The following is a 20,417-nucleotide window of genomic DNA, read 5'->3' as shown; positions in this document are numbered from 1 at the left end:
CACATCAAAAAGCCCCTCGCGAGGGGCTTTTATTTTTCTGGCCATCGCTGAGGTGCCTGTCAGCTCAGCTGGCCGCTGTTGCCGCATTCAACGGTATCAATCCTTTTTCGCCTTGTTGGCAAAGAAGATATCGGCCTGAATATCCTGAGTGCGGACGGTAAAGACCTGGTTGGTCAGATCGTCGGTCAGTGCTTCCGCGTCCTTCATCACCCGCAGATTGAAGTCGTTGAGCATGCGGTTGGCGGCGGCCTTGTCTGTTTTGACCGTTTTCAGATACTTGGCCTCCATCTCTGTTTGCTCTTTGGCGATCTTCGCCTCCCAGCTCTGGTATGCCTGCTTCACCATGGGCGCCAGCTTGGGGTAATCGGTCATTACCAGGGTCTGCAACTTGCGATATTTCCAGTAGATGGAGTCGCTGTCCGCCTTGTCGCTGCCCAGGGCATAGTGGGGAGGATAGGCCTCCAGGCCGCTGTAATAGGGCACAAATGCGGTCAAGTCCGCCATCCCGAGGCCCACATAGGTCACCTCCCCTACCTCTTTCGGCATCCAGGGACGCACTTGCATCACATGGGCCTCGTAGGTGCGAAACACGCTGATGGGGCGCCACGGCTCCTGGCCGTTCAACCCCTTGCTGTAGGGATCGTGCTCGGTGCCGTCATAGTGATTGCGCAGCACCGCCTTGACCTCATCCAGGGTCATCTTCTTCTCGGGGGTCAGGGTGACAGGGAATTGGCGACCGGCCTCCACCGCCTGCTTCAGAGACGGGTTGAACATCTGCTGTATGGTCCAGACCCGGGGATCGTTATAGGTACGATCCCGCTCGTCATCGCGGGTATAGGCTTTCGAGAAATTGAACTTCCCATCCTTTTGTGGCTGGTAGAGCCCCTTCTCGGTGGCAAACTCGACCAGGTTTTTCGAGCCCATCGTGTCGTCACGCTTGGGATCGTATTGCTGCAGGCGCCCCTGATTGCCCGAGGCAAAATACTGATCCTTGGGCAGACGCTGCGCCATCCAGTGGTGACCGGTGGCGGTCTCCAGATACCAGAGCTCGTTATCGTCCACGACGGCGACACCGAAGCCCTCCCCCGCCCCTATGGTTTCGATGATATTGCCAAGCAGGGCAACGGCTTCGCGGGCCGTACCGGCACGGGAGAGCAACACATCGGGAATATCATCTTCCGTGATGCCCTTATCCTCGACATAGGGGTCGAAGGCGAGCGCCGCGGGTGAGGCGAAAATGGACTCGGTGCCGCTAACCCCGACCCCCTTCTCGTTGAAACCCGTGGCGCCGTGCAGCTGGGTCTTCCAGTTCGGCACAGTGGTGTAACGCAGGGAGTTTTTGGGCAAGGGGTAGCTGAAATCATTGGCGCCGTTATGGGCTTTTGAGCTGTGAATGCCGCTCTGCCCCTGTTTCGCCGGATGGATCACGAAATGCTGGGCCTTCAGCGCATCGCTGTCGGCACTGCGGGCCACCATCATGGAGCCATCGGCGGTGGCCTCACTGCCAACCAGCAGGGTCGTACAGGCGAACGCCGAAGAGAACAGAGCAAGGTTGATGGAGAGTGCGACGACGCACTTCTTGAAGGAATGCATGATATCTCCTTGTTGCAAAAATAGCGCTGGCTCGCCCGCACGCAGGCAGGCAGGCATCCATCACAACGAGTCGCGACGGTTTGCCCAAATCAGGCGGTATATAGCGGGCCATAAAGCGATAAAAAACGAGGAAGAGAGGCGCGAGTCGATGTTGCATCGCCCACCGTGCACCTGGTATAGCGGGATAACAGGCGACCTGTTCGCATCTCCCTTTGGCCTGGCGATACTAGGCCTTATCTAGGGGTTTAAGTGTGATAAACAGCTCAAAACACCAACAAAAAATAGAATGTTAATTTAAAATATTAACACGCATTAATAATGCAGAATTTACATCTAAAAAACTGTATTCCCTCACCTGCCCAGACAAGCCGAGTACGGCGCACCCTGTCCTCCCTCGGAACAGGGTTGCATTGTGTGGAGATGAAACAGGCAGATCTTCGGTTCAGCTGGCAGAGGGCCTGACGAGGGGGAAAAGAAGCGTGCTGGAGAAGGCGAGGTTGATAACCAGAGTCCCAGCACACTCATCGGAACGAGGCACATCAGCGAGATGTAATGATCAGAAAGCGGGGATGGCGTGATAACACCATCCCGTTGTTCCCTGATGTCTCAGCTCAGGCCTGCGCATCCGGCTGATTGGCCGGGGCGGCCTTGATAAAAGCCTGTAACTGCTCGCAGTTGGCGACGATGCGAGCGATGGTGGGGTAGTCGTCCAGGGTCATATTGAAGCGGTGGGCGTTGTAGACCTGAGGCACCAGCATGCAGTCGGCCAGGGTCACCTCGTTGCCGACGCTGTAGACACCGGCGGTGGTCATCAGCAACTGCTCGAGGGCGGTGAAGGTCTCGTCAATCCAGTGGCGATACCAGATGTCCCGCACAACCTTGCCCTGCCCCAGCTCCTGCTCCAGGTAGTTGAGCACCCGCAGGTTGTTCAGGGGGTGGGTGTCGCAGGCAATCATGTTGACTATCTGCCGCACCCTGGCCCTGTCGATGGGGGCCGAAGGCATCAGGGGATAGGCGGGATAGGTCTCGTCGAGGTATTCCATGATGGCGACGGACTGGCCTATCTGCACCTCGCCGTCGATGAGGAAGGGCACCAGCCCCTGAGGATTGAGCCGGCGATAGGCCTTCTCTTTCTGTTCGCCCTTGCCCAGATGCACCGGGTGCTGCTCATAACCGAGTCCCTTGAGTTGCAGCACCAGACGCACCCGATAGCTGGCCGATGAACGCCAATATCCAAACAACTGCAGCATATTCTGTCCCTGTGATGGCAGGTGTCCGCCACCTGCCGTGTGCCTGCCGGCCTTGTACCGGCCCAGGCTTCCCTAGAACCTGTTCACAATCTTACTGCGAGGCCGTGATCAAGGCTCATGTGCTGCTCGGAATCCTCATTTATGTCTATAAACTCCGGTTCCTGCGCTGCTCTTTACCTTGCTGACGACCTCTCGTCACAGATCGTGACAGGTTCTTAGCTTGTCTGACTGGCCTCCAATTGCGTGACCCGCTGAAAAATGGTGCCAAACAGACTCATCCCGTTGCGATCCTGCATCGCGATGGACACTGTATCACCAAAGCGCAGATAGGGTGTAGTGGCTTGACCTGACTCGATAATTTCCAGCATACGCAGCTCGGCGAGGCAGGAAGATCCCCTGCTTCTGTCGTAGTTGGAGACGGTGCCCGAGCCGATGATGCAGCCCGCACCGAGGGGGCGAGTTTTGGCAGCGTGGGCCACCAGCTCGAAGAAATTGAAGGTCATGTCGAGCCCTGCATCCGGGGCGCCGAACAGGGCGCCGTTGAGGTGAGTCAGCAGCGGCAGGTGCACCTTGCCCTCGCGCCAATCCTGGCCCAGCTCGTCCGGGGTAATGGCCACCGGCGAGAAGCCGCTGGACGGCTTGGACTGGAAGAAGCCAAAGCCCTTGGCGAGCTCGCCAGGGATGAGGTTGCGCAGGCTGACATCGTTGACCAGCATCAGCAGCTTGATGTGCTGGGCGGCGCCCTCCGGCGGGGTGCCCATGGGCACGTCGTCGGTGATGATGGCAATCTCCGACTCGAAATCGATGCCCCACTCCTCCGAGCCCATGACGATGGGTCCCTGGGGGGCGAGGAAGCTGTCGGAGCCCCCCTGATAGATCAGGGGATCGTGCCAGAAGCTGTCCGGCAACTCGGCGCCGCGCGCCTTGCGCACCAGCTCCACGTGATTGACGTAGGCACTGCCATCGGCCCACTGGTAGGCCCGGGGCAGCGGCGAGAGACAGGCCGCCTCATCGAACGCAAAGGCATCGGTGCAGGCGCCATCATTGAGTGTCTGATAGACGGCGGCAAGCGCTGGGGACAGCTCGGCCCAGTCGTCAAGGGCCGCCTGCAGGGTCGGGGCTATCTGGGTCACGCGCACCGCTAGGCTCAGGTCGCGACTCACTACCACCAGAGCGCCGTCGCGCTTGCCATTGTTCAAGGTTGCCAGTTTCATAGGGGATCCTTATTTGCCGCTTGGCGCGGTAGAGGGGGCGGGACGCAGCCAGCTGTTGACGTAGCGGGGGTTCTCCACCCCCTCGCACAGACTGCCCACACTCAGGGCATCGCGGGTGTCGAGCATCACCGCCACCTCGTCGGTGAAGGTCTTGGCGTGGGCGCGACCGGCCGCAAACGCCTTGGGATGGGGGCCGTGGGTGAAACCCGCGGGGTGGAAGGTCACCATGCCCCGCTCTATGTTGTCCCGGCTGAAGAAGTCGCCGGCGTGGTAGAACAGCACCTCGTCGAAGTCATCGTTGCTGTGATAGAAAGGCACCCGCAGGGCGCCGGGGTCGCTCTCGATGGGGCGCGGCACGAAGGTGCAGACCACGAAGCGGCTCGCCACGAAGGTGGAGTGGGCCGAGGGTGGCAAATGGTAGCGGTGGCTCATCAGCGGACGGATGTCGCGCCAGTTGAGGCGCACCACGCAGAGATCCCCGTGCCAGCCCTGGGCATCGAGCGGGTTGAAGGGCCAGGTGACGGCCGACACCTGGTTGTGGCGTTTGATCTGCAACGACCAGGGATTTTCATCCTGCTGGGCCAGAAAGGCCGGGTCTATGGAAGGCACGTCCAGCGCCGCCGGATCGAAGATGGCATGATTGCCCACCAGCCCCTTGTCCGGCAGCTGATAGCTGTCGTCGGTTGCCTCTATCATCAGGATAAACAGCGGCTCCGTTGGCTCTATGCGCCACATTGTGCCACGGGGGATCACCACATAGTCCCCGTCCCTCAGGGTCAGATGGCCGTAGTCGCAGTAAAACTCGCCGCTCCCCTCGTGGATGAACAGCAGCTCGTCGCCGTCGGCGTTGCGCACCAGAAACGGCATGGGCTCGCTCAAGCGCCAGACCCGGTAGCGACAGTGGGCGTTGTGCAAAATGTCCGGCATCACCCAGGGGGAGAGGGAGCTTATCTCCTCCTGCAGGCCGTTGAGATCGAAGGCCCTGGGCCGCAGCGGCCCCTCCCAATTGATCCAGTCGGTGGGAGGGTGCTTGTGGTGCATGTGGGTGGCCGGGCCGAAGAAGCCGGCACGCCCGAGCTCGCGCTCGTAGATGGCCTGCTCGGGCAGGTCGGCGTGGGCCTGACGGGAATGGGTCCCCTCCCGGTGGGGGAAGCTTATCCAGTTACGCATCGTTCAGTTCTCCGCTCTTCTCGCCAGTCACGTCTCCATGCAAGACGCCACGGCGAATTTGGTCCAGTTCGATGGATTCGAACAGTGCCTGGAAGTTGCCCTCGCCGAAGCCTTCGTTGCCCTTGCGCTGGATGATCTCGAAGAACACGGGGCCGATGACGGTGTCGGTGAAGATCTGCAGCAGGATGCCGTCCTTGGTCGGTGAGCCGTCGATCAGGATGCGCAGCTCCTTGAGCGCCTCCAGATCCTCCAGATGGCCCTCCACCCGGCTGTTCACCCCCTCGTAATAAGTATCTGGCGTCGGCATAAAGCCGGTGCCACGGCCGCGCAGGGTGCGGATGGTCTGGTAGATGTCGCTGGACGCGAGGGCGATGTGCTGGATCCCCTCCCCCTTGTACTGGCGCAGGTACTCCTCGATCTGGGACTTGTCGTCGGAGGATTCGTTGATGGGGATGCGAATTTTGCCGCAGGGAGCCGTCATGGCGCGGGAGTGCAGACCGGTCAGCTTGCCCTCGATGTCGAAGTAGCGAATTTCCCGGAAGTTGCCGATCCGCTCGTAGAACTGGGACCAGAGGTCCATGTTGCCGCGCTGTACGTTGTGGGTCAGGTGATCGATCTCGACCAGCCCGGCATCCACCGCCTCCATGCGTGCCTGCCAGTCCGGGTAGAAGACGAAGTCCACCTCATAGATGGAGCCCTTGTCGCCGTAACGGTCCACAAAGGAGAGGGTGCTCTCGCCGATGCCGTAGATGGCGGGGATGTTGAGCTCCATGGGCCCTATCTTGCCGACGAAGGGCTTGGCCCCCTTGGTGATGGCGTACTGCTGGGCACGGCCCGCATCGCTCACCCGAAACGCCATGCCGCAGACGCTCGGCCCGTGCGCGCTGGCGAACTGCTCCGCCTGGGAGTGGGGCTCGGCGTTGACCACGAAGTTGATGTCCCCCTGACGATAGAGCCAGCACTGCTTGTGCTTGTGTTGCGCCACCTCGGCAAATCCCAGGGAGACGAACAGCGCCTTGAGGGCGGCAATGCCTGCGGCCGTCGGCGCCGTGTATTCAACGAACTCGAAGCCGTCCGTGCCAAGGGGATTGATGGTCTTGGAAGAGGAAGAAGAGGTGGTCATGATGCGCTCCTTTGCTGGCCAGTGAGTGAAACGGGTAACACCGGATTGACGGCGCGGGCCAGGATGCTCGCCAATCGAGATTGTTAACGACTTGTTTCATTAGAGGCGTGGGCGCGACAGAAGAAAAGAGGCGGGCCCCAGATAGTCTTGCGGGCTTGGCCTCGCAAAGATGTAAATGGATTGTGACATTGAGTCGAAGGCCTTGTGGACAGCCTCCTCAAGGCCCGGGAGGCTGTCAGCTTTGCCTTACAGTGACCAGCGTTTGGGCAGGATCCGGGGCAAGCGTGCCTGTATTTTTTGCAGGCGCGCAGGATTAGGGTTGATGAGCCAGGCCTGCTCACCCAGCGCCAGCAGCGGCAGATCGTGCGGGCTGTCGCTCAAGGCGAGGGACGGCTTGAGTGCCAGGATCTCCGGCAGCAGCTTGTGCTGGCCGTGGCAGTAGAAGCACGGCAACAGGCCGCCAAGGCGGTAGTGCATGCGCGACCCCAGGATGCGGTGGGGCAACCGGCCAGGCAGTTGTCGATGAAGCTGAGCACGCACCAGAGCACGGGGGCTGGCGGAGATCACCCAGCAACGCTTCCCTTCTTCCAGCAACAGGGTTCGTGCCTCCCGATACAGGCCAGGCCGAGTGCGGCAATAGGCGCGAACCAGTGTGCGCCAGCCAAGGGGCGAGAGCCCGAGGGTGATGGCCCACCAGATGAGGGAGATGCCCAGGCGCCGCTGGCTTGGCAGCAATCGGCTCGGCAACAGATAGACGAGGCCACCCAGGGCGATGACCGGCAGCAGCAACAGCGGCCAGAGGCGGCGGCACAAGATGAACCTCAGCAGGCCGGCGTGGCTGTCATCCGGCGCCAGGGTGTCGTCAAAGTCCGCCAGGATCCAGCCCTTGGGCGGCACTTCATTCCCCCGGCTCATTCACCCAACCCGGCAATAGCCCCGTGCAGCTCAGGGATGAGGAACAACTGCCCCTCGTCGGGGGGGCAGACGAAATCGAATGCCTCCTCCCCCAAAGAGAACGAAAGACGCCAGGCGTGCAGGTAGCCACGATCCGCCGCGGTGCCGCCGTAGCGCTCGTCCCCGAGGATGGGGGCACCAATGCTCTTCAGGGCGACCCGGATCTGGTGGGTCTTGCCGGTCTGGGGCTTGATGCGATAGAGCCGCAGGCCCTCGCGCACCGGGTTGGAGTCAAACCAGCTGATGGCGGGATTGTCCTGGGTGCGGGCCAGCATCCAGCTGCCGCCGCGCCCCTTTTGCATGTCCCCCTTGATCCAGCCCTGCTTCTTCTTGGGCTTGCTGTCGGAGAGTGCCAGGTACTGCTTGCTCACCCGCCGCTCGGCAAACCCCATGCTGAGCGCCCGGTTCGCCTCCGGCGTACGGGCCAGCAGCAGCAGCCCCGAGGTCATCTTGTCGAGGCGATGGACGGGATAGAGCTCCAGTCCAGTCTCGGCACGCACCAGATTCACCAAGCCGGGTTCACCCGCTTCATCGTGCATGCCAAGGCCCGGGCCCTTGTTGATCACCATGAAATCTTTATGCTGCGACAGTATCCGGTACATCTAGAACCCTTTAGAATGTCATTTATTAATAAAATGTGAATGGGCCTTCAGGCCATACCCCATGGACCCTCAGCACAAGAATCGCACGGATGAACAGATGCTTGTTTTGGCTGCTATTGCTTGGCGCCAGTTATGCTTTTCCCCTCCTGGCAAGCGACCGTTCCCATGAGCCGGAACGGGTGGTGTTGCAGCTGCGCTGGCTGCACCAACCCCAGTTTGTGGGTTATCACATGGCCAAGGCCAAGGGATTCTATGCCGATGCCGGACTGGACGTCGAGATAAGACCCGGTGGCAAGGGGATAAGCCCGGTGCAGGAGGTGCTGGCCGGGCGCGCCGACTTTGGGGTCGGCAACACCGAGGTGCTGACCAGCTACGCCAGTGGCAAGCCGCTGCTGGCGCTCGCCTCCGTCTATCAGCATTCGCCGTCCATCTTCCTGGCCCGGCGCGACAGCGGCATTCTCACCGTTGCGGACATGCGTGGCAAACGGATCATGATGTTTCCCGGCCACCAGGACGCCGAGCTGCTCGCCACCCTCTACTATCAGGGGCTGCACGAGCGCGAACTCACCCCGGTGCCCACCTCGGTCAATATCGACGATCTGATCGCGGGCAAGATCGATATCTTCAACGCCTATCTCAGCAATGAGCCCTTCTATCTGGAAGAGCGCGGCATCCCGATCTCCATCATCAACCCCCGTAATTACGGCATCGATTTTTACAGCGACATTCTGTTTACCACCCAAGCCGAGGAGCAGGCCAACCCGGAGCGGGTCGAGCGCTTTCGGGCCGCCAGCCTGAAGGGGTGGCGCTACGCCCTCTCCCACCCGGCCGAGGCCATCGACCTGCTGCGCCGGGAGTATGGCGTCCAGCGCACTCAGGCCCATCTGGAGTACGAGCTGCAGATGAGCAAGGAGATGATACAGCCGATCTATGTGGAGATCGGGTATATGAACCCGGATCGCTTCGCCCACATCATGCAGCAGCTGACGGAGATAGGCCTCATCTCGGGGCCCATACCGCTGGCAGATTTCCTCTATCAGGCCCCCTCGGAGCAGTGGACATTCTGGCGCCCCTGGTTCTTGCTGAGCCTGGGGGTGGGCGCCCTCATCCTGCTGCTGGCCATCTACCTGTTCGTCAGCAACCAGCGGCTCAATCGGGAAGTTGCCCTCCGCAAGCAGCGGGAGCAGGAGATATTGCAGCTGGCCCGCCAGGATCCCCTCACCGGCCTGCCCAACCGCCTCAGCCTGATGGAGCAACTGGAGCGGCAGATCCAGAGCCCCAGGCCAGGTTGCCTGCTGTTTTGCGATCTCGATGACTTCAAACGGATCAATGACAACTTTGGCCACAGCCAGGGGGATGCCCTCCTCTGCCAGCTGGCCAGGCGGATCGACGATGCCATCGATCATCGCTGCTTCTTTGCCCGGCTGGCGGGGGACGAATTCATCCTGCTGCTGCCCGACTACAGCTGCCGCCAGGCACAGGATGTGACCGAGGTGATCCGGCTCGCCATGGAGGCGCCGTTCGAGGTGGATGGCCAGCTCATGCACATCGGGATCAGCATAGGGGTCAGCCACTACCAGAGCGGCTGGAGCGCAGAGCAGTGGCTCATCCAGGCGGACAGGGCCATGTATGATGACAAGGGCAGCAGCTTCGCCGCCTTGGCGGAACAATCCGGTTGACCAGGCGCTAGCAGCGCCCGAGCCAGCTCAATACCGCCAATCCACACTCCCAAAGAAACGACGAGGCCACCCCAGGGTGGCCTCGTTGCATGTGCGTCTTGGTGGCGATTAACCGAAGGTCTGTCCCAGGGATTTGAGCTGCCGCGCCTTGGTGAGCAGGATGTCGCTCGACGCATCCATGTCCTGCATCTTGCTGCTGTTGGTGTGGGAGTGCAGGGAGATGGCGTTGACGTTCTGACTGATGTCTTCGACCACTGCCTGCTGCTGCTCCGCCGCCGCCGAGATCTGGGTCGAGAGATCGACCACCTGCTCTATCTCCGCCAGCACCTGATGCAGGCTCGCGGATCCCTGCCGGGTCAGGCTCACGCAGGATTGGGTCTGATCCAGATTCTGCTGCATCATCCCCTTCCAGCCGTTCAGGGTGCGCTGGATCTGCCCTATGCTGCCCTGGATCTGCTCCGTCGCCTTGTGGGTGCGAGTGGAGAGGGTGCGCACCTCGTCGGCCACCACCGCGAAGCCGCGCCCCTGCTCGCCGGCGCGCGCCGCCTCGATGGCCGCATTGAGGGCCAGCAGGTTGGTCTGATCCGCGATCCCCTGGATCTCGCTCATCAATACCCCGATGCGGTCGGACTCCTCCGCCAGCGCCACCGCCGCGCTGAAGGCCTGCTCGGCCTGGGTGGCCAGCTCGGTGACCCTGTGCTGGGTGTCCTCCAGTTGCTGGTTGGTGTGCTGGCAGTGCACCTTGGCCTGGGCTATCTGGTTGTCCGTCTCCTGAATGTTGCGGGCGATTTCGTGGGCCGTCGCCGCCATCTCGGTGATGGCGGTCGCCACCTGCTGGGTCTGGATATCCTGCTCGGCGATGTCGGCACTCGCCTCGCTGGACGCTGTCTTAAGGTGCACGGCCAACTCCTGCAGGGAGAGGGTCGCATCGTCGACCCGCCCGAGTACTGTCCGGATCCTGGCCTGCAGCAGCTTGATATGGAAATCGGCGATGGCGCTGGGCTCGTCCCCGGAATAGATGAGCCGGGTCAGGCTGTCATACTCGCGGGTCAATTGCCTCAGATAGCGGGGGGTGGTGATGATCTCGTGGCGATAGATGAGGCCAAGCCACAGCAGTGGCAGCAACATCAACAGAGGTTCCCAGCCCCCCATCCAGTAGGCCCCCGCCCCCAGCATCAACATCAGCCCGACGATGGCCAGCCCATGGCGCATGTGACCAAGGGAGAGACCGGCCTTGCGCTCCCCTCGCTCCACCGCCTTCAACCTGGCGTAGGTGCGGGCGGCGATGGCCTTCATCTCGGGCTCGGCGCGGTTGCGCACCGACTGGTAGCCGTTGATCCGGCCCTGCTCGAAGATGGGGGTGACATAGGCATCCACCCAGTAGTAGCGGCCATCCTTGCAGCGATTCTTCACCATGCCGCGCCAGGGCTTGCCCTGTTTCAGCTTGCCCCAGAGATCGGCGAAGGCCGCCTTGGGCATGTCGGAGTGGCGCACCATGTTGTGGTGCTGGCCTATCATCTCGGCCCGGCTGTATCCCGCGACCCGGCAGAAGTGATCATTGGCATAGGTGATGACTCCCTGCAGATCCGTGGTGGAGACAAGTTGTTCATTTGCTGGAAAATCCACCTCTTCATCCACGAGATGAGTCTGGGTTTTATTCATGACGCACGCCTCTTGTGTGATAACTCAACTAGCGTAGTCAAGCCCATGGGGCCAAGCAACGCGGCCCCTCAGACAATGAGGATGCCTGAGGGGCCGCTGTGCGATTTTATGATGATGCGCTCAGTTTTTGCTCGGCGCACTCAGCTCCTGCTCACGAATAAGCTTCTTGTTCACCTTGCCGACGCTGGTCTTGGGGATCTCCTGGACGATGCGGATCTGGCGCGGAATGGCCCAGCGGTTGATGCGGCCGCTGTCGACAAACCCTTGCAGGTGCGTCTTGATGGCCTGACTGTCCAGGCACTCCCCCTCCTTGCCCACCACCAGCGCCAGCGGGCGCTCTCCCCACTGCTCGTCAGGTACTCCCACCACGGCTACCGAATGCACTCCGCCGTGCGCGCTGATAAGGTTCTCCAGCGCCAGCGAGCTTATCCACTCGCCCCCGGTCTTGATCACATCCTTGATGCGGTCCTTGATCTCCACAGTGCCATTCGGCGTGATGGAGGCCATGTCCCCGGTGTGCAACCAGCCACCCTGCCAGAGCTCGGCCCCCTTGTCCGGCTCCTTCAGATAGCCCTGAGCCAGCCAGGGTGCGCGCACCACTATCTCGCCCATGGTCTCTCCATCGTGCACCACCTCGCGGCCCTGCTCGTCGATGATGCGCAGGTCCACCAGCCCGATGGGCTTGCCGGTGCGGATCCGCAAGGGCAGTTGCTCCTCCATGGGCAGCGCCAGCTCGGCCTCACCGAGGTGCACCACGCACAGCAGCGGGCAGGTCTCCGACATGCCGTAGCCGGCATGCACCAGAATGCCCTTGTTGCTTGCCTGAGTGGCGAGACCTAGCGGCAGCGCACTGCCCCCGAGCAGCATCTTCCAGCCGTCGAAGGAGCCCTGCCTGGCCTCGTCACAGTCGAGGATCATCTGCAATATGGTCGGCACGCAGTGGGAGAAGGTCACCCCCTCTTCCCGATAGAGCCGCACCAGCTTGTTGGGCTCGTAGCGCCCCGGATAGACCTGCTTCACCCCCAGCATGGTCGCCACGTAGGGAACACCCCAGGCGTGCACGTGGAACATGGGGGTGATGGGCATGTAGACATCATTGGACTGCAGCAGCGACTGCCCCGCATGGGCCGCCAGGGTGCCCAGTTCGTTGAGGGTATGCAGCACCAGTTGGCGGTGGCTGAAGTAAACCCCCTTGGGATCCCCCGTGGTGCCCGTGGTGTAGAACAGGGTCGCCACCGAGTTTTCATCGAAGTCGGGAAAATCGAAGTGACTATCCGCCCCGGCCAGCAGCGTCTCATACTCCCCCAGCACCGGCAGGCTGGTCGCCGCGGCAACCTCGTCGGTCAGCTGGATGTAGCCGCGCACCGTGGGCAGCTGATCCGCGATGGACTCCAGCACCGGCACGAAGTCGTCGTGCACCAGCACCAGGTGATCCTCGGCGTGGTGCATGGTGTAGGCAATCTGCTCCGGCGAGAAGCGCACGTTCACCGTGTGCAGCACGGCGCCGATCATGGGCACCGCGAAGAAGCATTCGAGGGAGCGGTGGCTGTCCCAGTCGAGCAGCGCGACGGTATCGCCGGGACCCACCCCCGCCGCCGTCAGCAGGTTGGCCAGCCGGTGGATGCGCTGATTGAGGGTGCGATAGTCATAGCGCAACTTGTCTGCGTAGACGATCTCCTGCTCGGGATAGTAACGCCCCCCCGACAGCAGCAGGCTCTTGATCAGCAGCGGATAGGCATGGGCTCCCTGCGCTGGCGGTATGATCCGGGTCTTCACCATATGGACTCCTTTCGATTCATGCTCACAGAGCTGTGGACTGCCGGGGAAACTCCGTCCCCTTGAAGAAATAGATATTCAGCTATCGAGGCGCGCCAGCAGCGCCTGGGCCTGGGGCCAGGGACCGAAGCCGCTGGCCGGGTTGAGATGGCCCACGGCCCCCGCATCGACCAGCTCGCTCCCCCAGTCGACAGCCATGGCCTGCACCGCCTCACAGCTTGCCAGGGGATCGTTCTGGCTCATCACCACCAGGCTCGGGAACGGCAGCCGGGTGCGCGGCAGCGGATGCCAGCCACCGGCCTGCATGGCCTCTGCGCTCGGGTACTGGGCTGGCCAGCTGGCGCCGAGATCCGGCGGCGTCACCAGCAGGGCACCCTTGATCTGGCGGCTGGCCTGCGCAGCCCAGTGCACCGTCATCAGCACGCCGGCGCTGTGGGCCACCAGGATCACCGGCCCCTCGATGGAGGCAAGCGCCTGCTCGATGGCCTCGACCCTGGCCCGACAATTGAGCTTGTCTTCGGTCAAGGGGGGCACTGTGACCACCTTGTCCAGCTCGGCGGCGAGCAGCGTCTGCCAGTGCTCCGCCACATGCTCGCGCAAGCCGGGCACTATCAGCACCGTGGCCTTGGGCTGCCATTGCTTCATCTCACTCCCCTCTCCAGACAACCCGGCGACGACCGGGTGATATGGGCATCACAGTAAGATGCCCGGCGCCCGGCTGCTTTACCTTGGGTGCCATGGACTTGTCTTTTTGCGACAGAGGCACTACCGCTTTGTCATGGCCCCGTAGCCGCCGAATGACAAAAATGCAACCCTATGATGACAAAGGAGAAGCGGCGAATAGCTCGGCGAAAGGGCCTGAAACACAGGGTTATCCAGTGATACCGCTGAGCATCTTAGACTAATAGACCTATTAATAATCCTTTCCATGATGTAAGCAAAATGATAAAAAACGGTTAACAACCAGCAGATGAGCTGTCGCCATGGGAACCGCATTATGACCCTCCTTGCCAGAGCCGCCACCCTCACCAATTATCTCGACGTCGCCCGCCAACTGGGCCTGAACACCCCCAACCTGTTGTCCCAAGCCGGACTCAGCGCCTCCATTCTGGATGTCCCCAATCAGCGCATCCCGGTCGCCACCATCGTCAATCTGCTCGAACTCTCGGCCCGCATCGGCGACTGCCAGAGCCTGGGGCTGCGCATGGCGGAGCATCGCCAGCTGTCGGACTTTGGCGAGGTCAGCCTGCTGCTCAGCTATCAGCCCAATCTGCGTGAGGCCCTGCAGGTGATGGTGCAATACATCCACCTGTTCAACAATGCGCTGGCCATCTTCATCGAAGAGGCAGGCAAGGCGGTCATCATCCGCGAGGAGATCATCACGGACGCCCCCATGCAGTCACGCCAGGCCACCGAGCTCGCGGTCGGCGTCATGTTCCGCTTCTGCGCGGCCCAGGTCGGGGTAGGGGCTAACTGGCATCCCATCAGCGTCAACTTCACCCATGACGCCCCGGCGGATCTCTCCATCCACAAGCGCCTGTTCGGCTGCAAGCTGGAATTTGGCAGCGAGTTCAACGGCATCGTCTGCCACTCCGCCGATCTGGACATCCCCAACCCCCTGGCCAACCAGGCCATGGCCCGCCACGCACGCCAGTATCTCGACACCCTGATGGTGGAGACCCAGCAATCCCTGCTGACCGACGTGCGCAAGGCCATCTACCTGCTGCTGCCCATGGGGCGCGCCACCATAGAGCAGATCGCCCGCACCCTGGGCATGAACGTGCGCACCCTGCAGCGCCATCTCGAGGAGAGCGGCGCCACCTTCAGCGAGCTCATCAACGAGGTGCGCCGGGATCTGGTGATGCGCTACCTGCAAAACTCCGGCTATTCGCTGGGCCACATCGCCGACATGCTGGGCTACTCCATGCCGAGCTCCTTCACCCGCTGGTTCAACGCCCAGTTCGGCATGCCGCCCGCGACCTGGCGCACTCGCCACAAGATAGTGCCCCGAGTGGCCCAGAGCGCACGCACCAGCCTGGCCTACGGCTAACCCCACATCCTTCGCCAGACACAAAGAGGGAGGCTTAGGCCTCCCTCTTTGTATTCCCCTCCCATCCGACATCACGTACTCGCCCTCGGCATCGGAGCCAAGGGGGCATCGCGATGCCTCCTCGTATTTCCCTTCCTCCCCTGCACTATCAACCCTAAAAAGAGGAGGGAGGCACAGTGCCTCCCTCCTTGCATTCCCGTTAGCGAACCCTCAGTTCATCAGCGGGCATCCACCGACAGGGGTTTCGCCACCACGCTTTCCTGAGGTGCGCTCTGCTCCCCGTTGTTGTGTGGCGCCTCTGCCTCCGCCTTAGCCACAACCTGCTTGGGATCCCGAAGCAGGAAATAGGAGAGCGCAGGCACCCCGATCAGCGCCCCCAGCATGTTCCACAGGAACATGAAGGTGAGCAGTATCCCCATATCCGCCTGGAACTTGATGGGCGACCAGGCCCAGCCCACCACACCGGCGGCCAGGGTGATCCCCACCAGCCCCACCACCCGGCCGGTGAAGGCCACGGCGTTGCGGTAGGACTCCACCAGCGAGAGGCCCTGACGCTGGTAGTGCAACTGCACGCTCAGCAGATAGAGCGCGTAGTCCACGCCGATGCCGACCCCGAGCGCGATCACCGGCAGGGTCGCCACCTTGACGCCTATCCCCATGAAGACCATCAGCGCCTCGCACAGCACAGAGGTGAGCATCAGGGGCACCAGGGCCACCACGGTCGCCCGCCAGCTGCGGAAAGTGATGAGGCAGAAGACGGTCACCGCCAGATAGACGTAGAGCAGCATGGTGCGGTTCGCCTCGTGCACCACCAGGTTGGTGGCGGCCTCGATGCCCGCCGAGCCTGCGGCCAGCAGGAACTGGCGATCCGCCGTGCTGTTGTCACGGGCAAACTGCTCGGCGATGGCCACCACGCCAGTCAGGGTCTCGGCCTTGTGATCCTTCAAGTAGGCGATCACCGGCATCAGGGAGCAGTCGGTGTTGAACAGCTCCGGGCTGTTGACCGAGGCCTGCTGGGCTGCATAGTTCAGCACGTTCTGGTTGCGCTGGATGCTGGCGAGCTTGGGGTTGCCCTCATAGGTGCCGGCGGTGATCTGGCGCACCGCATTGACCAGCGAGGTGGTGGCCTGCACCCCGGGATGCTGCTGCAGTTCCCAGCCCAGGCGGTCCGCCAGGATCAGGGTCTTGTAGTCGAGGCAGCCTTCCGGCGCCGTCTTGATCATCACCGCGAACAGGTCGCTCGAGAGCGCATAGTGGCTGGTGATGTAACCGTTGTCCTTGTTGTAGCGGGAATCGGCGCGCAGCTCGGGTGCGCCGCTGTCCAGATCGCCGACCTTGAGGTTCAGGCTCATCAGGTAGCCGCCGATCCCCATGGCCAGACCCAGCGCCACCACCAGAGTCGACCACTTGCGCTCGGTGCAGCAGTCCAGCAGATCCCAGAGCCTGCCGAAGCCCTTGTGGGCGGCGGCATTGTTCTCCATCCGCAGGGCCCGCTCGGCCGCCTTACGACCGACGCCCACATAGGAGAGGGCCACCGGCATCAGCAGCAGGGAGGTGAAGATCAGCACGGCCACCCCGATGCTGGCGGTGATGGCGAGATCCTGGATGACGGGAATGTCGATCAGCATCAGCACGGCGAAGCCCACCGCATCGGCGAGCAGCGCCGTGACCCCGGCCAGGAACAGGCGACGGAAGGTATAGCGGGCCGCGATCTGGCGATGAGTGCCGCGGGCGATGTCCTGCATGATGCCGTTCATCTTCTGGGCCGCGTGGGAGACCCCGATGGCGAAGATGAGGAAGGGCACCAGCACAGAGTAGGGATCGATGGCGTAGCCGAGCCAGGCGACAATGCCGAGCTGCCAGATCACCGCGATCAGGGAGCATCCAACCACGAGCAAGGTGCTGCGCACGCAGCGGGTGTAGAGGAAGATGATGAGGAGCGAGGTCACCACCGCCAGGGCGAAGAACATGATTACCTGGATGAGGCCATCGATGAGATCGCCGACCAACTTGGCAAAGCCGATGACCCGGATCTTGTATTTGCCGGTTCCCTCCTCCCCCGCCTGGTGGGGATGGCCGTCAAACTCGATTTTGCTGCGCAGTTGCTCGATGCGCTGGGAGAACTCGTGATAATTAAGGGGCTTGCCGGTGGCCGATGCCTTGTCCAGCAGGGGCACTATCAACATGGTGGACTTGAAGTCGCTCGCCACCAGGCTGCCGACGATGCCGGCCCGGTTGATGTTCTGGCGCAGCTGTTCGATGTCGGCAGGCTTGCCCTGATAGGCATCGGGCATCACGGGCCCGCCCTGGAAGCCCTCCTCTGTCACCTCGGTCCAGCGCACCGCCGGACTCCAGAGGGATTTCATCCAGGCCCGGTCGACCCCTTCGGTGAGAAACAGCTCGTCATTGACCTGCTTGAGCACGCCAAGGTAGTCGGGGTCGAAGATGTCTCCCTGGGTGTTCTCCACCACCACCCGCACCGAGTTGCCGAGGCCGCGCAGGGAGCTGCGGTTCTCCAGGAAGTTTTTGATGTAGGGCTGGCTCTGGGGGATCATCTTCTCGAAGCTGGGTGCCAGCGCCAGGCGAGTCGTCGCCATGTAGCCAAACACCAGGGTCGCCAGCGTCATCAACAGCATAAACAGGGGTCTATGGTTGAACACCAGCCGCTCCAGCAGGTTGCCGGAGCGCCGATCGAACTGTGCCAACTCGCGGATCACCGGCATCGCATCTTGCTTCACATGGCCCATGTCTGGATCCTCATTCTCTTGTTATCGTTATCGGCCGCCATCGCGTGACGGCTTTATTTGACGGTCAGGGTACGCACGCCGCGACTGCCGACCAGCGCCAGGACCCCATCCGGGGTCAGCACGGCGCCCGCCACCGGTGAGGGCTCTGCCTCTGCCACCAGTTGCAGCGGATCGTTGCCACGCTGGCGCAACATGTGGCCGGCCTGGGTAAAGAGGCGGAAGTGACCCTCGGCATCCTGCACCGCCGTACTGATGCTGATGGGCACCTGGCTCAGGAGCCGGGTCCAGTTTTCGCCCCCGTCCGTGCTGCGATAGACGTGGCCACGCAGGCCATAGACCAGCAGTTCGCCGGGTCGGCCGATGAGGCCGAAATAACTGCCCTCGTAGGGCGTCGGCAGTGCGACGAAGCGTTGCGCCGCCTCATCCCACTTGCGCAGCAGGCCCTGCTCGCCGGCGAGGTAGAGCCCCTCCCCCGTCGAGTTGATGGCATTGAGGTGGAGCCCATCCGGGTTGTCGGTGCGATCCTGCATCGGCGTCCAGTGCTGGCCGCCATCCTCGGTGCGCAGAATGAGGTTGAAGACCCCGACTACGTAACCCACCTTGTCGTCTTGGAACCAGACGTCGAGCAATGGCTTGTCGGCGCCCTCCTCCACCAGGCGCTGACCCTCTTCCACCAGCGCGGCCCACTGTTCGTTGTCCGGCTCAGCTTGGGCCTTGGCGGCATAGAAGGTGCGCACCAGCTCGCCAATCTGGCGACCGTCCAGCTGTTTTTGCCAGCTGGCGCCACCGTCCTGGCTGTGCAGCACCACCCCATCGCCTCCCACCGCCCAGCCCTGCTCGGCCGTGGGGAAGGCGACGGCGGTGAGATCCGAGCTGACCGGCACCTCGGCCTGTTGCCAGCGCTGCCCCTCGTCATCGGAATAGAGGATGTGACCCCGCTGTCCCGCTGCCACCAGCCGGCTGCCGGCACGGGCCAGATCCAGCAAGGGGCTGCGCTTGGCCAGCGCGCTCGGCTTGGCCGGCAAGTCCAGCACGTCCACATAAGTGGTCGCCTGCCCGGCTAGCACCCCTGCGCTTTGCATCAGCAGGGCGCAGCAGAACCATGGCGCCAACGTCTTGAATGAACCCATACCACATCCTTGTCTCACTGTGCGGCGGCACGCCAGAGGCGGCCCACCGCCAACATCGAGGAGCCCGGTTCGCCAATGGCGAGCCGGGCTCCCGTGACTGCTTAGCGGATCCCGGCGCCAGCCAGGGACTCCGGTGACCACTTCGCCTTGGAGAGGGAGGCGCCGTACTTGATACCGCCGTAGGGGCCCACCACGCCGTTGATGTTGTAGGTCCCCGCCACCAGGTCATAGATCATGAAGGGGGTGGCGTCCGGGGTCTGCTTGTCGTAGCTCTGGCTCAGGAAGGCGAAGGAGCCGCGATAGAGCTGACCACGGGCGTCGTACTGATCCGAGGCCAGGGCCACCCAGCTGTCTTCGTCCAGATAGAAGCGACGCTTGGCATAGATGTGGCGCTCACCGGACTTGAGGTTGCCCTCCACCACCCAGACCCGGTGCTTCTCCCAGCGCACGTGATCCGGCGACAGGAAGTTCGGGGTGGTCAGCGCCTTGGCATTGGGCTCATAGGTCAGTTTGTAGGTGTTGTAGGGGACGATCATCTCCTGCTTGCCCACCAGCTTCCAATCGAAGCGGTCCAGCGCGCCGTTGAAGACGAAGACGTCGTCATAGGTGCCGGCGCCGGAGGTACCCGGGTTCGGGGTATCGTAGGCCAGGTTCGGTGCCAGCTTGACCCGGCGCTGCCCCGGCAGGTATTGCCAGGCCTTGCGCGGCTGCTCAAGGGGGTTGGCGGCATCGCGCAGCATGATGGCTTCACCGGCACGGCGGGCGGGCCCGGTGTAGTAGAGCTTCATCTGGTAGTAGGTGTCTTTGGCCGCGATGGGCTTCTTCATGTCCTCGTAGATGGCGTAGTTGATGAACGCCTGCCCCGTGGTGGAGAGGGCCGCGACCCCGGCAGAGTCGACGTTCCAGGAGTCGTATTTGGTGGCGATGTTCACCCCCTGGTAGCGCAGCAGGAAGTTCCACATCGCCTCGGCGCCGGTCTTCGGGATCGGGAAGGGAATGCCCGGCAGTACCTGATCCACCGCCATCCCCCCTTCCAGGGTCTTGGCGTTCAGCGCGTTCTGTTTGGTGTTGTCCAGCACCGCCTGGGGCAGCGCCACGCTGCGGTGAGTCGGGTAGACATCGACTCTGAAGTCCGGGAAGCGGCTCAGCAACTCGGCGGTGGTGGCGGTCAGTTCGCCCTTGTACTTGGCCACGTTCTTGCCGTCGATCACCAGCTGCGGTTTGTCGCCCGCATAAGGATCCGGGCGCATGCTGTCACCGGCCTTGAAGCCGGCGGGCGCTGTGGTCAGGCCGCCGGTATAGGCGGGGATGGAGCCGTCGGCGTTGGCCGCGGCATCGGCGCCGACCTGGGTCAGGCTGGTGCCCAACTTGCCCGCTTCGCTGGCGGAGACGGCCGCCTGGGCCTGACTGGTGAAGGCCAGGGCGAGGGACAGGGCCAGCATGGTCTGTTTATGTTTCATCATCTTG

General features: G+C 62.5%; 15 protein-coding genes. 2 read left to right on the top strand and 13 right to left on the bottom strand.

Going from position 1 to position 20,417, the window contains the following annotated elements:
* Window positions 1-96: 96 nt before the first annotated feature.
* The 7 genes from BN1124_RS07715 to BN1124_RS07685 all read right to left on the bottom strand — a co-directional run bounded on the left by BN1124_RS07715 (window position 97) and on the right by BN1124_RS07685 (window position 7,906).
* A complete protein-coding gene (locus tag BN1124_RS07715) occupies window positions 97-1,593 on the bottom strand; it encodes a C69 family dipeptidase (protein ID WP_042640597.1) in 1,497 nt (498 codons plus the stop codon).
* A 611-nt stretch (window positions 1,594-2,204) separates the two neighbouring features.
* The gene (gene maiA / locus BN1124_RS07710) at window positions 2,205-2,843 is read right to left on the bottom strand and encodes a maleylacetoacetate isomerase (protein ID WP_042640595.1); all 639 of its coding nucleotides are present in this window, start codon (window positions 2,841-2,843) and stop codon (window positions 2,205-2,207) included.
* Window positions 2,844-3,058: 215 nt separating this feature from the next.
* Window positions 3,059-4,057, bottom strand: a complete 999-nt coding sequence (locus BN1124_RS07705) for a fumarylacetoacetate hydrolase family protein (protein WP_042640593.1) — start codon at window positions 4,055-4,057, stop codon at window positions 3,059-3,061.
* Between the two features lie 9 nt (window positions 4,058-4,066).
* Window positions 4,067-5,227, bottom strand: coding sequence for a homogentisate 1,2-dioxygenase (locus BN1124_RS07700; protein WP_042640591.1), 1,161 nt, complete (start codon window positions 5,225-5,227; stop codon window positions 4,067-4,069).
* Complete coding sequence (gene hppD / locus BN1124_RS07695) at window positions 5,220-6,353, bottom strand: 4-hydroxyphenylpyruvate dioxygenase (RefSeq protein ID WP_156128139.1); 1,134 nt, start codon at window positions 6,351-6,353, stop codon at window positions 5,220-5,222. Before hppD ends, BN1124_RS07700 begins: the two co-directional genes overlap by 8 nt.
* Window positions 6,354-6,596: 243 nt before the next feature.
* Window positions 6,597-7,265 carry an HAD family hydrolase gene (locus BN1124_RS07690; RefSeq protein WP_042640587.1) on the bottom strand — a complete coding sequence of 223 codons (669 nt, stop codon included), beginning with the start codon at window positions 7,263-7,265 and terminating at the stop codon, window positions 6,597-6,599.
* On the bottom strand, window positions 7,262-7,906 hold the full coding sequence (locus tag BN1124_RS07685) for a TIGR01621 family pseudouridine synthase (protein WP_042640585.1): 645 nt from the start codon (window positions 7,904-7,906) through the stop codon (window positions 7,262-7,264). The genes BN1124_RS07690 and BN1124_RS07685 overlap by 4 nt, the downstream gene beginning before the upstream one ends.
* A gap of 89 nt (window positions 7,907-7,995) precedes the next feature.
* On the opposite strand from BN1124_RS07685, the gene BN1124_RS07680 reads away from it, so the two are divergent.
* Window positions 7,996-9,585: a GGDEF domain-containing protein gene (locus BN1124_RS07680; protein ID WP_042640583.1), complete on the top strand. Its 1,590-nt coding sequence runs from the start codon at window positions 7,996-7,998 to the stop codon at window positions 9,583-9,585.
* Between the two features lie 108 nt (window positions 9,586-9,693).
* On the opposite strand, the gene BN1124_RS07675 is transcribed toward BN1124_RS07680, so the two are convergent.
* The 3 genes from BN1124_RS07675 to BN1124_RS07665 form a co-directional block, all read right to left on the bottom strand.
* Window positions 9,694-11,247, bottom strand: coding sequence for a methyl-accepting chemotaxis protein (locus tag BN1124_RS07675; protein ID WP_042640581.1), 1,554 nt, complete (start codon window positions 11,245-11,247; stop codon window positions 9,694-9,696).
* Window positions 11,248-11,367: 120 nt separating this feature from the next.
* On the bottom strand, window positions 11,368-13,026 hold the full coding sequence (locus BN1124_RS07670) for a fatty acid--CoA ligase (RefSeq protein WP_042640578.1): 1,659 nt from the start codon (window positions 13,024-13,026) through the stop codon (window positions 11,368-11,370).
* 75 nt (window positions 13,027-13,101) lie between these two features.
* Window positions 13,102-13,668 carry an RBBP9/YdeN family alpha/beta hydrolase gene (locus BN1124_RS07665; RefSeq protein WP_042640577.1) on the bottom strand — a complete coding sequence of 189 codons (567 nt, stop codon included), beginning with the start codon at window positions 13,666-13,668 and terminating at the stop codon, window positions 13,102-13,104.
* Between the two features lie 352 nt (window positions 13,669-14,020).
* On the opposite strand from BN1124_RS07665, the gene BN1124_RS07660 reads away from it, so the two are divergent.
* Window positions 14,021-15,073 (top strand): AraC family transcriptional regulator, encoded by a 1,053-nt coding sequence (locus BN1124_RS07660; RefSeq protein ID WP_042640575.1) that lies wholly within the window; start codon window positions 14,021-14,023, stop codon window positions 15,071-15,073.
* A gap of 218 nt (window positions 15,074-15,291) precedes the next feature.
* On the opposite strand, the gene BN1124_RS07655 is transcribed toward BN1124_RS07660, so the two are convergent.
* The 3 genes from BN1124_RS07655 to BN1124_RS07645 all read right to left on the bottom strand — a co-directional run bounded on the left by BN1124_RS07655 (window position 15,292) and on the right by BN1124_RS07645 (window position 20,413).
* Window positions 15,292-17,820, bottom strand: a complete 2,529-nt coding sequence (locus tag BN1124_RS07655; RefSeq protein ID WP_082041485.1) for an efflux RND transporter permease subunit — start codon at window positions 17,818-17,820, stop codon at window positions 15,292-15,294.
* Between the two features lie 53 nt (window positions 17,821-17,873).
* Complete coding sequence (locus BN1124_RS07650; RefSeq protein WP_042640573.1) at window positions 17,874-18,950, bottom strand: WD40/YVTN/BNR-like repeat-containing protein; 1,077 nt, start codon at window positions 18,948-18,950, stop codon at window positions 17,874-17,876.
* 101 nt (window positions 18,951-19,051) lie between these two features.
* Complete coding sequence (locus BN1124_RS07645) at window positions 19,052-20,413, bottom strand: DUF1329 domain-containing protein (RefSeq protein ID WP_231553613.1); 1,362 nt, start codon at window positions 20,411-20,413, stop codon at window positions 19,052-19,054.
* Window positions 20,414-20,417 lie beyond the last annotated feature (4 nt).

This window comes from Aeromonas eucrenophila, assembly GCF_000819865.1.
Classification (GTDB): domain Bacteria; phylum Pseudomonadota; class Gammaproteobacteria; order Enterobacterales; family Aeromonadaceae; genus Aeromonas; species Aeromonas eucrenophila.
This window is presented reverse-complemented; position numbering and strand designations above follow the sequence as displayed.